The 13491-nt window shown below is 60.8% G+C and carries 11 protein-coding genes and 3 pseudogenes; 8 read left to right on the top strand and 6 right to left on the bottom strand.

The window, feature by feature from the left end:
• Window positions 1–27 precede the first annotated feature (27 nt).
• A pseudogene (locus ON21_RS31640) lies at window positions 28–386 on the top strand (ATP-binding protein); the annotation flags it as partial.
• A 993-nt stretch (window positions 387–1379) separates the two neighbouring features.
• On the opposite strand, the gene ON21_RS38945 reads toward ON21_RS31640, so the two are convergent.
• The 5 genes from ON21_RS38945 to ON21_RS31625 form a co-directional block, all read right to left on the bottom strand.
• Window positions 1380–1547, bottom strand: a complete 168-nt coding sequence (locus ON21_RS38945) for a hypothetical protein (RefSeq protein WP_157171080.1) — start codon at window positions 1545–1547, stop codon at window positions 1380–1382.
• An 80-nt stretch (window positions 1548–1627) separates the two neighbouring features.
• Window positions 1628–2191, bottom strand: coding sequence for a PadR family transcriptional regulator (locus tag ON21_RS31635; protein ID WP_039804172.1), 564 nt, complete (start codon window positions 2189–2191; stop codon window positions 1628–1630).
• Between the two features lie 456 nt (window positions 2192–2647).
• Window positions 2648–4675, bottom strand: a complete 2028-nt coding sequence (locus ON21_RS31630; RefSeq protein ID WP_039804170.1) for an oxidoreductase — start codon at window positions 4673–4675, stop codon at window positions 2648–2650.
• A gap of 390 nt (window positions 4676–5065) precedes the next feature.
• Window positions 5066–5569, bottom strand: a complete 504-nt coding sequence (locus ON21_RS38940; RefSeq protein ID WP_157171079.1) for a DUF8021 domain-containing protein — start codon at window positions 5567–5569, stop codon at window positions 5066–5068.
• A 6-nt stretch (window positions 5570–5575) separates the two neighbouring features.
• Window positions 5576–6040 carry a nuclear transport factor 2 family protein gene (locus ON21_RS31625; RefSeq protein ID WP_039804168.1) on the bottom strand — a complete coding sequence of 155 codons (465 nt, stop codon included), beginning with the start codon at window positions 6038–6040 and terminating at the stop codon, window positions 5576–5578.
• Window positions 6041–6761: 721 nt separating this feature from the next.
• Here ON21_RS31625 and ON21_RS31620 point away from each other — a divergent pair.
• The 7 genes and pseudogenes from ON21_RS31620 (at window position 6762) to ON21_RS39385 (ending at window position 13026) form a co-directional block, all read left to right on the top strand.
• A complete protein-coding gene (locus ON21_RS31620) occupies window positions 6762–8363 on the top strand; it encodes an AMP-binding protein (RefSeq protein WP_039804174.1) in 1602 nt (533 codons plus the stop codon).
• 64 nt (window positions 8364–8427) lie between these two features.
• A complete protein-coding gene (locus ON21_RS38935) occupies window positions 8428–8682 on the top strand; it encodes a hypothetical protein (protein ID WP_157171078.1) in 255 nt (84 codons plus the stop codon).
• A 12-nt stretch (window positions 8683–8694) separates the two neighbouring features.
• On the top strand, window positions 8695–9057 hold the full coding sequence (locus ON21_RS31615) for a 2Fe-2S iron-sulfur cluster binding domain-containing protein (RefSeq protein ID WP_039804166.1): 363 nt from the start codon (window positions 8695–8697) through the stop codon (window positions 9055–9057).
• A 9-nt stretch (window positions 9058–9066) separates the two neighbouring features.
• Window positions 9067–10773: an aldehyde dehydrogenase family protein gene (locus ON21_RS31610; RefSeq protein ID WP_039804164.1), complete on the top strand. Its 1707-nt coding sequence runs from the start codon at window positions 9067–9069 to the stop codon at window positions 10771–10773.
• Between the two features lie 603 nt (window positions 10774–11376).
• Window positions 11377–12534 carry an acyl-CoA dehydrogenase family protein gene (locus ON21_RS31605; RefSeq protein WP_039804162.1) on the top strand — a complete coding sequence of 386 codons (1158 nt, stop codon included), beginning with the start codon at window positions 11377–11379 and terminating at the stop codon, window positions 12532–12534.
• An 80-nt stretch (window positions 12535–12614) separates the two neighbouring features.
• Window positions 12615–12788 (top strand): annotated as a pseudogene (locus ON21_RS31600) (IS701 family transposase); the annotation flags it as partial.
• 49 nt (window positions 12789–12837) lie between these two features.
• On the top strand, window positions 12838–13026 hold the full coding sequence (locus tag ON21_RS39385) for a hypothetical protein (RefSeq protein ID WP_169332755.1): 189 nt from the start codon (window positions 12838–12840) through the stop codon (window positions 13024–13026).
• A 72-nt stretch (window positions 13027–13098) separates the two neighbouring features.
• Here ON21_RS39385 and ON21_RS41155 read toward each other — a convergent pair.
• A pseudogene (locus ON21_RS41155) lies at window positions 13099–13269 on the bottom strand (transposase); the annotation flags it as partial.
• Window positions 13270–13491: the final 222 nt, after the last annotated feature.

Here is a 13491-nt window from a genome sequence, read left to right as displayed (position 1 = left end):
ACACCTACAAACTTAGGGAGCCAGTTCATGACCACCACTTCCAGCACGCCCCGGCGCCGCGGAATGACCGAGCAGGCCGCCGACGCCTCGATCGATCAGGCATGCCGGATGCTGCGACTGCCCTTGATCTCTCAGCAGTTCGCCGAGATCGCCGACACCGCCGAACGCGAACAGATGTCGTATCGGTCTCTTCTGGCCGAACTGCTGCTGGCCGAGTGCGACGACCGCGCCCGCCGCCGCAGCGAGCGGCGCATCCGCGCGGCCCGGTGCCCCGCGAAAAATCGTTGTGGGCCTCCTATTTCGAGGCCAACCCGAACGTCGACCCGGCGATGATCCGCACTCTGGCCACCTGCAACTGGGTGGAGAAGAGCCTGCCGCTGTGCTTGCGCTGAGGTGGTTGACCTGCCGATCCCAGCCGTATCTCGGCCCGGAGCCGTAATCGACGGCCGGCGCAAGTGACGCTACTTTTCGTATGGATCGGGGGGCCCTTCGAGGCACTCAATGACGCTCAAATTCGTCTGGAATCGACGCCAGAATCCGCCTGCCTAGCTACACGGTCCGCAGCTCGGGTGCCCCGGGTCGATCCACACATGCAGTGTCTCTGTCCCTCAGCATTTTCCGCACCCGACAGTCGACGACGCCAATCACCACGATCCGAAAGTCCCTCAGATGCCGCCAGAAGGTCTGCGATCAGACCGGCCTCGGCGAAAGCGCCAGCTATGCGGTCCGCCGACACGTACGTCGACACCACGACGCGGTCACCACCGCGGCCGAGCCGCATTCCGTGAGTGTCGGGACATTGGTGCTCACCGTGGTGTCCACGTTGGCGGCGTGGCCCGCCGAGTCGGCAGCCACCGTGTCGTCGCTGCACGCCGCGATCGCGACACTTCGGCCGGACCCGGACCGAAAGGGTGTCTGTGAGGGCGATCAACGGCACCACCGCTACGGCCACACCGCCGGGTGTCACGAGCCACCGCGCGCACTCGGGCACGACCAGCGTCTGACCAGACCCGCACGCCGCATGAAGCTGCCCGACTGTCCCGGTGCCAATCAAGCCAGCTGTGATTGTCGCCTCGATCGCGTCCATCTAGCCCTCCGCCACCGCACCGGTGCCGGCGAAGGCCCCGCAGGGCTACTTGGCCGGGTCAGGGATCGCGCACTGCGCCCGCGGGCAGCGATCTGTCCGGTTTCGCCCGGGTCGGTGGCGGCCCGGGCGCGGCAGGACGGAAGCCCGGTGTCGTCAACCACAAGGGCGTTGGGTCGACCAACCGTGCCGCTCGCCCGGTCGACCGGGCGCGGACCTGGGTGGGGTCCCAGGTCGAGGTGGTCACGAACTGCTGCAGCTGCTGATGATCTACCCCGAGCCGTGCCGCAATGGGCTACTTCGACTTGCGCTTACTGTCCAAGAGCAGGCTCCGCAGATACAGCTGCCCCTTGACCCGACGGTCCAGTCGGGCGAACCCGGCGAACAGCTCCCCGGCGAACTCATCGATCACCGGTCGGACCGCATCGATCTCCTTACGCAGCACCATTGCAGCAGAACACATCTCCGAGCTCCTAACAAAGCACTCCTAGGCTCGCTCGGTCCCGCCCCTGCGTAGTTGCCTGCGAGATCCGACAGACATTTTTAGAAGTGTTGGACGCTGCGCCTGTCCAGAACCTTCAGCACGAACTCAGCCCAACGAACGTTCTCCTGCTCGAAGGTGAGGCCTCGCAGGAGGGTGAGATAGGGCCCTATACGGTCTGATTCGGCGAGATACGCCTGCTCGGTCCGGCCGTCCAGAATGAGAGTGCGTAATCGCTCGTACCGATCCAGTTTGCCCTGCGCCCACTCCAGCCGCTCGGCGACAGCAGCCCGGACGGCAGATACATCATCGGTGTCCATCCCGTGGACCTTAACGAGCAGGTCGTCACGCATCGCACCCGGCTTCGTTGGTTCGCCGATGAAATCGTGCAACGCCTCGCGGCCCGCCGGAGTCATAGTGTGTACACGCTTGTTCGGCCTGCGGTCCTGCTGAACCACTTGCGTATCGATCAGGCCTTCCGTTGCCATGCGATCGAGTTCTCGATACAGCTGTTGCGGTGTAGCCATCCAGAAGTTGGCAACCGAGGCGTCGAATCCTTTCGCCAACTCATAACCGGAAGCCTCGCCGTGAACGAGTTGAGCAAGAACTGCATTGCGTAGTGCCATGATTTTAAAGTAGCACAATAATCAATATTTTTCCTACCCATCTGAGGTCGTCATTGTGCCCGGCGCCGATGATGCAGCCGCCCGGTAGTTGAGTCCGGAGTGTTCGATTCAATGTACTTGGCCGGGTAAGGACCTAGTGCCGAATTCCGGTGCTGCTAGTTGTGGTCGTTCTTGAATCGCCGATTACGACGCGGGCGTAGATCCGGCTGGCCAATGGCTGCAAATGTGGCCCAGTGCGTGACGCAGCCTGCGATGAACGACTCGAAGTCGCCGTTGTTCCAGGGCGGTCGAGACGGGATGTTGCCATCCGGCCCTGATTGTTGATTAAGGTATCGGTGTTGTCGCGCCGCATGTTTCCGTATCGGTGATATCAACATGCCAGAACTATTCGCGACTCCGATATCGACTCACTCTGCCGCAGGCTGACCGCCTTCGCCATACAACGCCCGCAAGTGGTTAGAGAGCTGCCGCAAGCCGAGTGCCCTGGTCTATGGCCTGTTTGGCATCCAGTTCAGCGGCAATGTCGGCGCCGCCTATCAGATGCGCGGTGCAGCCGCGTGCCTCGAGTTGTCGATGCAGGTCGCGGTTGGGCTCCTGCCCGGTGCACAAGATGACGTTGTCAACGGCAAGCACCGCCTTTCGGCCGTCGATTTGAAAGTGCAGACCATCGTCGTCGATGCGATCGTAGGATGCACCCGCGATCATATCCACACCACGATGCTTGAGTTCTGTTCGGTGGATCCAGCCCGTGGTCTTGCCGAGCCCGGCTCCGACCTTGCTGGTCTTGCGCTGGAGCAACGTAACCGTGCGGGGGGATTGGCGCTGATGTGGTGGCATTAGGCCACCGGCGACGCGGAGCTCTTCGTCGACACCCCAGCCTGCGAGGAATGCGGCGATGTCGCGGCTAGTATCGGCGCCCGAACCGGTGAGGTACTCAGCTACGTCAAATCCGATACCTCCGGCACCCAAGATGGCTACTCGCTCGCCGACCGGTTTCTTATCGCGCAGGACGTCGAGGTAACCAAGCACCATCGGATGGCCGACGCCGTGCAAATCGGGAACGCGTGGAGTGACGCCCGTGCCCAGTACGATCTCGTCGTATCCGCCCGCGACGAGATCATCGGCACTGACGGTCGTACGAAGGCGCACAGAGACCCCGGTTGCGTCGAGTCGGTGCCGAAAGTAGCGCAACGTTTCATCGAACTCCTGTTTGCCTGGTACCTCGCGCGCCACAATGAGTTGGCCGCCGATCTGACCGGCAGCGTCGAACAAAGTGACGTGATGACCGCGTTCCGCCGCTGACACAGCGAACGCGAGACCGGCCGGTCCGGCGCCGACGACGGCGATCTTCTTTTTCCGTTCGGCGGGCACGAGCACGAGTTCGGTCTCGTGGCACGCGCGTGGATTGACCAGGCAGGATGTTATCTTCAACGAGAAGGTGTGATCGAGACATGCCTGATTACACCCGATGCAGGTGTTGATGGCGTAAGGCGTTCCAGCAGCGGCCTTGGCCACGAAGTCGGGATCGGCAAGGAATGGCCGGGCGAGCGAAACCATATCAGCATACCCATTGGCGAGCAGTTCTTCCGCCTTATCGGGAGTATTGATCCGATTACTGGTGACCAGCGGCACAGTGACGGCGCCCATCAGTTTCTTGGTGACCCAGGCGTATGCGCCGCGGGGGACCGAGGTGGCGATGGTTGGGATTCGAGCCTCATGCCAGCCGATGCCGCTGTTGATGATTGTTGCTCCTGCCCTTTCGATGGCCCTGGCCAGGGTGACGACCTCATCAAAAGTCGACCCGCCCGGTACCAGATCGAGCATCGACAACCGGTAGATGATGATGAATTCTTCCCCCACCGCCTCGCGGACCCGGGACACGACTTCGATCGGGAAGCGAATCCGATTTTCGTATGCTCCACCCCATCGATCGGTGCGATGGTTGGTCTGACGGGCGATGAACTCGTTGATGAGGTAGCCCTCGGAACCCATCACTTCCACACCGTCGTAGCCAGCCTCTTTGGCAAGCGCCGCGCAGCGGGCATAGTCATCGATGGTCTGCATGATCTCAGCGTCAGTCAGTTCGCGGGGCACGTGTGGGCTGATCGGCGCCTGCAGCGCACTGGGAGCGACCAGGTCGGGGTGGTAGGCGTAGCGACCGAAATGCAGGATCTGCAGGGCGATCTTGCCGTCGGCGACATGAACTGCGTCGGTGACAACCCTGTGCTGTTCGACCCCTTCACGGTTGATCAGCATCGCCCCGCCCGGAGCGGGTCGGCCGGCCTCGTTGGGCGCAAAGCCGCCTGTGACTATCAGGCCGGCGCCGCCGCGGGCCCGTTCAGCGTAGTACGCGGCCATACGCTCGAACCCATTAGGCGCCTCTTCCAGGCCGACGTGCATCGACCCCATCAGAACGCGGTTGCGCAATGTGGTGAAGCCCAGGTCGAGTGGTTTCAATAAGTGCGGATACGTCAGTTCACTCATAGCCCAATTTTCTTGTTAAGCAAATACTTTTTGAATAGGTAATACATCATCTGTGTCTCTGACGTCAATTGACTCGACTCGGTATCACTCGGTGCAACTATGGATCCCGTGCAAACGGAAGCCGAGCCTGATCATCTACGCCACACCTGGGTCATCTCGAGCTTCCCGACCGGGCCCCCTCCGAATTGAAGCATGCCCATAGGGCGGCCCATGCTCTGGGCGCAGCGATAGCAAAGTAGTCACGATTCATACGGCTGCATAGACCTTCGTCAGGAGTTGGTGCCTGAGGGGGCCTGGGAGGCGATCGAGTTGATCCTTAATAGAGGTTTATGTAGCAGCAGGCGTCGTGAGACGGGCTCTCGTTTATTCGAGGCGGTCGCACTTCTGATGCTATTCTGCATGCCCTGGAAGTATTGTAAGGGAGGCTTCGATATATTTGATCTGACCACCGGCATCGAATGTGAAGTGTTCAATAACATGTGTGGTGAGAAATTGCACGGGTACAACAGGCCCGCAAGTGTCGAGATAGTAGTCCGCAGTGAGGCTATCCTTTTCTATCGAAGGCCAAGTGAGCCTGCGAATACCTGTCAGGACACTGTACTGCGGCCCAGTATCGAGCTGCGTCCGAATATCTTCAGCAGAAATACCGGTGACGAACCCATTCTCGACCCGGTAGGCATCAGGTGCGAGGGGGACGTTCTCCGCGTTATGGGTGACGAGGGATTGGATGTAGAGCGTTGCAGCGCCGATCATGCTTGATATATCGCTCGGCGTATCAAGCGGGTGTGCTATTGCTGCCGGGTGTAGCGGCGCGCTGCAGAACACTCCGAAGGCGAGTGCCCCCAACGCTCGCAATTTGAAACTTTGAGATTTTAATGCGGCTAAAGTTTTCATCGCAAATTAATTCTTCGATCTCGAAATTATCGGCTCTTTTGTGGCTTCGTCGACTCCTTGTTCGGCAAGCGTGCGCAGAACCATGGCCAGTCGGGCTGTGTCGCAGTAGATTCGGAGAGATACGATCTTACCCCAGCGCAGTTTGACTACGTGCACACCTGAATTGGTGAATTCGACACCCTTACGGTCATGCAGTTTGTCGGTCCATTCGACCATTGCCGTGGTATTCCACGGCCAGCCCCTGACCGCCACCTCGACGATGGTGAAGGTCAGGTCCGGAAACAGCAGGGCGAGCCGCTCGTACCATCGAGCTATGTCATGAGGCCCACTCCTTTCTCCGCTCAGTGCATGTGTGCCGGAGAACCAGTGCAGACCCTGTTCCGCGAACCCATTCACCACGGGGATGTAATTGCCGCGGTTGACGTCGCCGAATGTAGCTCTCAGCTTTTGCTCAACAATGCGGTGATACACGTCTCACATACTCCTTTTGCTATTCGTTTCTTCACAACGAACCCGCCAGGCTCTGGCTCGCAGATAACATCTGAGGCAATTCGTTTCAGACCGCCGGGCCAGCAGCTTTTACTCATCGCTGCGGGCGCACGAGCGCGCAAGGGCGCGAACTTGCAAGCGAGGCCGTCGTGGCCGACGCTGTCGAAGCGACTAAGCGGAGCGCTGACTCACTCTTTCGTCTAGACAACTTGTTGTCTAACTCATACCATACCGCTGCCTGTACGTCCAGAGGAAGCGCACCCTATGCGCACCTGTATGGCCGGTTGGGCACGGAGGGGGGCCGAGGACGCATGCGCCTAGGCTCTCCCCTGGCAACGGAGCCTATGGCGTGCGACGACACGTCGCGGTGGCGACAAGTCGGTCGGTGGTAGGCGTCGGCGCGTCAGGTGTGCCGACAGTCTTACAGTCAGGCACGGACGAAGGCGGCTAGGCAACTAGTTGTCTAGACTGCTTGTTGGCCTTATGCTGACCTCGGATGTGACTCACCCGACAGTGAATGCTGATACATCGCTGGCGGCGAGCGCTCGATGTGGTTGCACGACGCCGCATAGCACACGCAATGCGGTTCGAGATGTCGCAGCTGCGCCGAGCCCACGCTGTACCTGGGAATCGCAGCACACCCTTAGGTGTGGGTAACAGCACCCATGATTTCAAAGCAGTCACGACAACCAGGAGCGATACCTTGAGCTTCAAGAGCCCCTTCCCTGACGTTGAGATCCCCAGTTCGACTGTTTACGACTTCTTGTTCGGGCGGATGGAAGAGGTTGACTTCCTTCGCTCCGCACTCATCGACGGCGGGACTGGAGCGACGGTCTCCTTCCGATCGTTGATCGATCAGATCGATTCTGTCGCAGGCGCTTTGGCTACTCGGGGGCTTGCAGTCGGAGATGTGGCGGCAGTGCACATGCCCAATGTTCCAGAGTTTGCGTCGATTATTCACGGCATCCTAAGGGCTGGTGGCACCGCGACCCCGGTGCATGCCTTATACACCGCTGAGGAGATCGCTAATCAGCTCGTCGACTCAAAGGCACGGTTCTTGTTCACGATGTCTGCACTACTGCCGCAAGCTGCGATTGCAGCCGAGGCGGCAGGGATCGTTGCAAGTCGCCTTATCGTGGTCGATGGGTCGGAGGGCTACCCGTCGCTGGGGGACCTGTTGGCTGACCGCAGCCCCGTACCGCAGATTGTTATCGATCCCGCGACTCACATCGCTCTTCTGCCGTACTCGTCCGGAACTACGGGGAAGCCCAAGGGTGTGATGCTCACGCACCGCAACCTGGTGGCCAATTTGTGTCAACTCGAACCATTGATGGATGTCGGACCTGGGCATCACATCATTGCTGTGCTGCCGTTCTTCCACATTTACGGCTTCAACACGCTGCTCAACGCTGGCCTGCATCGTCGGGCAACTATCATCACGATGAGCAAATTCGATCTAAAGGATTTCCTAACGCTCGTTGCCACTTGGCGCTGCACCTATCTCTACGTGGCCCCTCCCATCGTCGTCGCTCTGGCCAAACATCCCATGATCGAGAGTTTCGATCTCAGCAGCATTCGGACCATCCTGTGTGCCGCGGCGGCCCTCGATGAGCAACTCGGTCGCGCGGTCGCCGCCCGCTTGGGCTGCCGCGTACGGCAGGCCTACGGGATGACGGAGATGAGCCCGGCTAGTCACGGCATCCCGGAAAACCGTGATGACATTCCGCACGGATCAATCGGCCTCACAATGGCGAATATCGAGTGCAAGCTGATCGATCTCACAACCGGTGACGAAATCGACCCTCCAGCAGAGGGGCTGAGCCAGCCCGGCGAACTGTGCTGTAAAGGCCCCAATGTGATGGCCGGATACCTGGGCAGAGACGACGCAACAGTCGAAGTCATCGACCAGGACGGTTTTCTCCATACCGGAGATGTGGCAAGAGTGAACAGCGAAGGGGTCGTATTCATAGTCGACCGTCTCAAAGAATTGATAAAATACAAGGGTTACCAAGTACCACCGGCTGAGCTTGAGGCAGTACTGCTGAGTCATCCCGCGATTGCAGACGCGGCCGTTATCGGAGTACGCAACGCCGACGGTGAAGAACATCCGAAGGCATTTGTTGTACAGCAGCCGGATACACGGCTCGAGGACGCGGAAGTAATGGACTTCGTCGCCGAACGTGTGGCACCGCACAAGCGAGTACGTGCGGTTGAATTCATCGACTCCGTACCGCGATCCGTGGCCGGCAAGATCCTCCGGAAAAATCTCAAAGAGCTGGAAGCCAGCCGCGCAGCGACGACATGAGCTGGATCAGTCATTCGGGTGGCGATCGGCTGCCGCCCACGCGACATGTGCATGCGATACGGCTATGTCCCATTCCAACGAAGAAGCCGATGCCGCTACTTCGATGACCGCCCTGCGCTGTCGCGGTCATCCCGGCGGCTCCATCTATGGCTGCGACCAAGATGCCACCAGAGGTTGCCTGTCCTGCAACAGTGAACGCGAACCGCATTTTGCTGGGCTCCATCCGGCCGGATCCTGGGCCGGCATCGGCGGCTTCCAGCGCACCCTCGAACCTGAAGCCCGTGTTGCTCGGCGCCTGCTGCGCACCGAAACAAGTTGAAAGAAGTGCTCGATGAAACACCCTCTCACCGAACGATGCGATGGTTCGGCCGACATTCGCAGGAAGATCGAAGACCGCATCCTCCACCGTCGTGACCATGCGGCCGCAACGCGCCAGGTGGTCGACACCTTTCGCGCGCTGCTCGACGGTCTGGAGGATAACGGTATCCGGCCAGAGGTGGCGTGTCGCTCGCGTGAATGCAGTTGGTGTCGAATACGCGTCGTCACAGGCCGTGCCAACCTTGCGAAAGCGACACGGTTTCGGCTGCCGGACAACCAGTTCGATTACACCCACTCGTGTGTCGCCTATCCGAGCACCGATGTCGATCTTGGTATGCACAGTGCCCCGTTGTGCATCGAAGCGCACGAGCAGTAAGGATCTCTGATGGACTCAAGCGTGGAAGCAACGGTCTCTACCGCGATGGCAGCGTTGCGCCGAGGCGAAAACGTCTGGGCGACAACTACTTTGTTCGAACGACGTGGCCTACTCGAACAGATACACACCAGCACCGCCGCGTACGCACGCGAATGGGTCGAGATCGCCGCGGATATCAAAGGGCTTCCCGCAGGCTCACCGCTGGTCGGTGAGGAGTGGTCGACCGGACCGTATCCCCTGATGACCGGAACAGCAGCACTCGCCGAGAGTGTGCGGAAGCTTGAGGAAGAACGCAGCCCTCTCGACGGCTGTCGATTTCTTCCGGCGCCCGGCGGTCGTACCGCAGTCGAGGTGCTTCCCCATGATCGCTTCGACAGGTTGGTGCTCAACGGGTTCCGAGCGCAGGTGTGGTCGAAACCCGGTGTGGATGCGGCATCGATGCGCGCACGCGCCGGCCTGGGGCAACGTTTCCCCGAACAGACAAACGGGATCGCAGTCGTCCTCGGTGCCGGCAACATATTTTCCATCGCCCCTCTGGACGCACTGTATCAAATGTACGCCGGCAACCGCGTGGTAGTTATCAAATTGAACCCCATCGCCGATCCGCTCCTGCCGGTACTGGAAAAGATCTTTGCACCAGCGATCGACCAGGATTTCATGCGGATCCTGACCGGTGGACCGCGAATCGGTGCCGAGCTGACACAGCACCCCGCCGTCGCGGCCGTGCACATCACCGGCAGCGCCGCGACTCACGACACAATCGTCTTCGGTGCCGGTCAAGACGGCGCCATTCGTAAGGCCAACGCGACACCTCTGCTGACCAAGCCGATCACGAGCGAGCTCGGAGGTGTCTCTCCGACAGTCGTTCTTCCGGGTAAATGGTCTACCTCAGACCTGCGATACCAAGCCGAACACGTCGCAACCCATCGATTGCACAACAACGGCTACAACTGCATCGCTGCTCAAGTGGCCATTATCAGCGCGAACTGGCCGCAGAAACGGCAGTTCTTGGACGAACTTCGCCGTGCAATCCAGCGAACACCGGCGCGCGTTGACTATTACCCTGGAGCGGCAGACCGCGTCGCCCGCGCACTTTCGGAGTATCGCCATGCAGAAGTGATCGGCCCACACACCGATCGCATACTCATCGAACACCTGCAGCCGACCCGCACCGAACCTGCCCTGTGCACAGAGTACTTCGCGCCGGTGCTCGGCATCCTCGAGCTGCCGGGCACCGAAGAAGAGTTCCTCAGCCAGGCCGTCCGAGTCTGTAACGACGAACTCGAAGGCACTCTCGGTATCAACGTTGTCGCTCACCCCCACAGCATCAAGGCCCTCGGCGCCGCGTTCGATGTAGCCGTAGCACAGCTCAGATACGGCACCATCGCTATAAATGCGTGGACAGGCATCGGATATCTCACCGCCCGCGCCACTTGGGGTGCGTTCCCCGGACATACTCTCGCCGATATTCAGAGCGGGATCGGAGTTGTGCACAACGCACTTCTCATCGACGAACCCGAACGCACTGTGCTGCGTGGGCCGTTCCGACCCGCACCTCGGTCAGTTCTCCATGGCGAACTCACCCTCACACCTAAGCCGCCGTGGTTCGTCACCAACCGCACCGCTACCACCACTCTTGAACGGCTGACCAATTTCGCTAAGCGGCCGCGCTGGACAACGGTGAGCGGCGTCCTCTCCTCAGCGCTGCGCGGCTGACAGCCATGCTGATCAGCATGCCGTTACGAACCGCAGGAACCTGGAAACCGAACGCACAGCGTAGCTGTTCATCTCGACGCAGGCGGAGGACACGTCAAGAATGGCGACCACTCGGGCGCACAGGGCGTGTGATCTGTGACCACGGTGAACGTCACCGGCTGCGTCTCTCCGGTGTACAGCGAGGATGGCAGGATCGTCGACTCGATAGTGTTGGTGCGTCGGCGCAATGCGGCGAGGCGCTCGCGATGCATAGGGTCGAGCGGTGTCCGGACATCCAGGCGGCCGCATGCCCATGAGTCGAGTGTGCTCGATCTAGGACTACGACGTGATCGTCATCTGCGCTGGCAATGTCTGATCGCGTGAACTGCAAGAGCGCATGCGTCGGGTCCAGCGCTCTCGCTGGACGCTGCGGAGATGCTCCGCTCGGACGCCGAGGCAATGGCGCTTGGAGCGCGAGGTGTCCAACAATCGAGGCCGAAGTGATCGCCTGGGCAAAGTGAATGCGCCACCTGCGAGCGCCGGGCCGCCATCGACTTTGTCTGTCGGCTCCCGACGACCACGACCAGAAACGATCTTCAAGAGAAAGCTCTAGGTGACACAGTCATGATATCGCCGTTCTTCACCCCCGACCACGATGCCTACCGCGCCAGCGTCAGGAAATTTCTCAAGCGTGAGGTTGCTCCCTACTACGACACCTGGGAAGAGCAGCGCCTCATCGACAAGGCTGTCTGGACCGCGGCCGGGCAGAGTGGGATCGTTGGCCTTTCCGTTCCCGAGGAGTACGGAGGCGCTGGGGAGACCGACTGGCGCTACCGCATGGTCGTCGCCGAGGAGACTGCTGCAATCGCGGCGACATCGTTCAATATGAGCCTAGCTGTCCAGGACGACCTCGTGCTGCCGTACCTTCTCGACCTCGCAAGTGCAGAGCAGAAGCGGCGATGGCTGCCGGGCTGTGGCACCGGCGAACTTGTCGGTGCCATCGCCATGACCGAGCCTAATGCAGGTAGTGATCTGCAAGCCATTCGCACCAACGCCGAACGGAATGGAGATAGTTGGGTGCTGAACGGGCAAAAGACGTTCATCAGCAACGGTATTCTTGCCGACCTCGTCATCGTCCTGGCGAAGACCAGGGAAGGTGCGGGCGCAGGCTCGTTCAGTCTGTTTGTGGTCGAGCAGGGCATGCCAGGGTTCGAGCGGGGCCGCAAGCTAGACAAGCTTGGCCTCCTTGGTCAGGACACTGCTGAGCTGTTTTTCGAAAACGTCCGGCTAACAGAATCGAATCTGCTTGGCGAGGAAGGACAGGGCTTCTTCTACTTGATGCAGCACTTACCCAAGGAACGCACCTCGATCGCCGTCGGAGGCATGGTAGCTTGCGAGGCTGCTCTTTCCTGGACGCTGGACTATGTGTTCCAGCGCAAGGCGTTCGGTCGGCGCATCGGCGACTTCCAGAACACCCGCTTCCAGTTGGCCGAGATGGAGACCGAGATCGATGTCACCCGTGCCTACATCGAGCGCTGCATATTGCGACTGAACGACGGCACCCTCACCATGGTCGAGGCGTCGAAGGCCAAGTGGTGGGTCACCGAACTCCAGCAGCGGGTCACGACGCGCTGTCTGCAGCTCTTTGGCGGCTACGGGTTCATGAACGAGTTCCCGATCGCACGCGCCTACAGGGATGCCCGGGTGCAGACACTATACGGCGGCACCACCGAAATCATGAAAGAGATCATCGGTCGCGATATCACCAGCCGATTTCGGTGACAAGTCTTTCCTCCCGAAACCGCCCAAGCAAGGCCTCACGACTAGTACTGCAACGGCAGTCGGTTCGGTAGCTTGCTGGTGTGGTGGTGGATGTTGTTGCAGCGGAGTTGGATTCGTTGCACGAGAGGATCGGTGGGCGGTTCACGCGGTCGGAGCCGCGGGGCCGGGCCCGGGAGTACGTGACCGGGCTGGTCGCGGGGCTCGAGCGTAAGAACGGGTGGACGCTGGCCGAGCGGGCCGGTGAGGTGAGCCCGGTGATCGCAGCATCGTGGTCCTGGTCGAGGCCGCGCAGGAACGGGTATCGTGCGGCAGGTTGATGCTGCCGGGGCAGGCAAGGGCTTTGATCTCGTGGAACAGGTGCAGAACCGCGACGCAGGGTTCGGCGGCCCGGCGAGCACGCAGGTGGTCGCAGCAAGAGTCGACCAGGCGGCCACGGTATCCGGGGTGGACGGCGCAGCCGATCGGGTTCGCGAGCACGGGCGTAACGCTTGACGGTGTTGAGTCCGAGGCCGAGCCTGTCGTTTCGGTCCAGCATCGGCCGTGGGCGGCCACTGCCTTCTCTACCGCTCGTGTCAGCCCGTGCCGCAGATGCCACCGATTGCAAGCCCGGGTCACGGCGGACAGAGAGCGCCGGATCGCTTCGGAGTAGGCGGCCGACCCGTCGCTCACGACGACCTCGACGCCGGGATGCTCACGCAGCCACGTCTTGAGTCTCTCGGATCTACGGTCAGGCAGCAGGTCGATCCGCTAGTGCCTGACGGCGTCGATCAGGACTGTGTCGTAACGGTTTCGGTAGCGCAGCGCGAAGTTGTCCCCGCACAGCGCCCGCGGTGCCGGCCGATGCGGCGGACGGCGGTATCGCGGGCCAACGCACCGCCAGCTAGGTCGGCAGCGGCGTAGCCGCCCGTCCGGCCAGCTTCCACACCACTGCGCGCACCTACCGGATCAGACGAACAG

The organism is Nocardia araoensis NBRC 100135 (assembly GCF_000308435.1).
Lineage (GTDB): Bacteria > Actinomycetota > Actinomycetes > Mycobacteriales > Mycobacteriaceae > Nocardia > Nocardia araoensis.
The sequence above is the reverse complement of the archived record's forward strand: the minus strand, read 5'-3'. Positions and strand labels throughout refer to the sequence as shown.

Excerpts from the sequence above, each read along its gene's own strand:
- ON21_RS31635 (WP_039804172.1), bottom strand. The coding sequence starts at position 2,191 with ATGGCACTACGCAATGCAGTTCTTGCTCAACTCGTTCACGGCGAGGCT.
- ON21_RS31605 (WP_039804162.1), top strand. The coding sequence starts at position 11,377 with ATGATATCGCCGTTCTTCACCCCCGACCACGATGCCTACCGCGCCAGC.
- ON21_RS31630 (WP_039804170.1), bottom strand. The coding sequence starts at position 4,675 with ATGAGTGAACTGACGTATCCGCACTTATTGAAACCACTCGACCTGGGC.
- ON21_RS31610 (WP_039804164.1), top strand. The coding sequence starts at position 9,067 with ATGGACTCAAGCGTGGAAGCAACGGTCTCTACCGCGATGGCAGCGTTG.
- ON21_RS38935 (WP_157171078.1), top strand. The coding sequence starts at position 8,428 with ATGTCCCATTCCAACGAAGAAGCCGATGCCGCTACTTCGATGACCGCC.
- ON21_RS38940 (WP_157171079.1), bottom strand. The coding sequence starts at position 5,569 with ATGAAAACTTTAGCCGCATTAAAATCTCAAAGTTTCAAATTGCGAGCG.
- ON21_RS31615 (WP_039804166.1), top strand. The coding sequence starts at position 8,695 with ATGAAACACCCTCTCACCGAACGATGCGATGGTTCGGCCGACATTCGC.
- ON21_RS38945 (WP_157171080.1), bottom strand. The coding sequence starts at position 1,547 with ATGTGTTCTGCTGCAATGGTGCTGCGTAAGGAGATCGATGCGGTCCGA.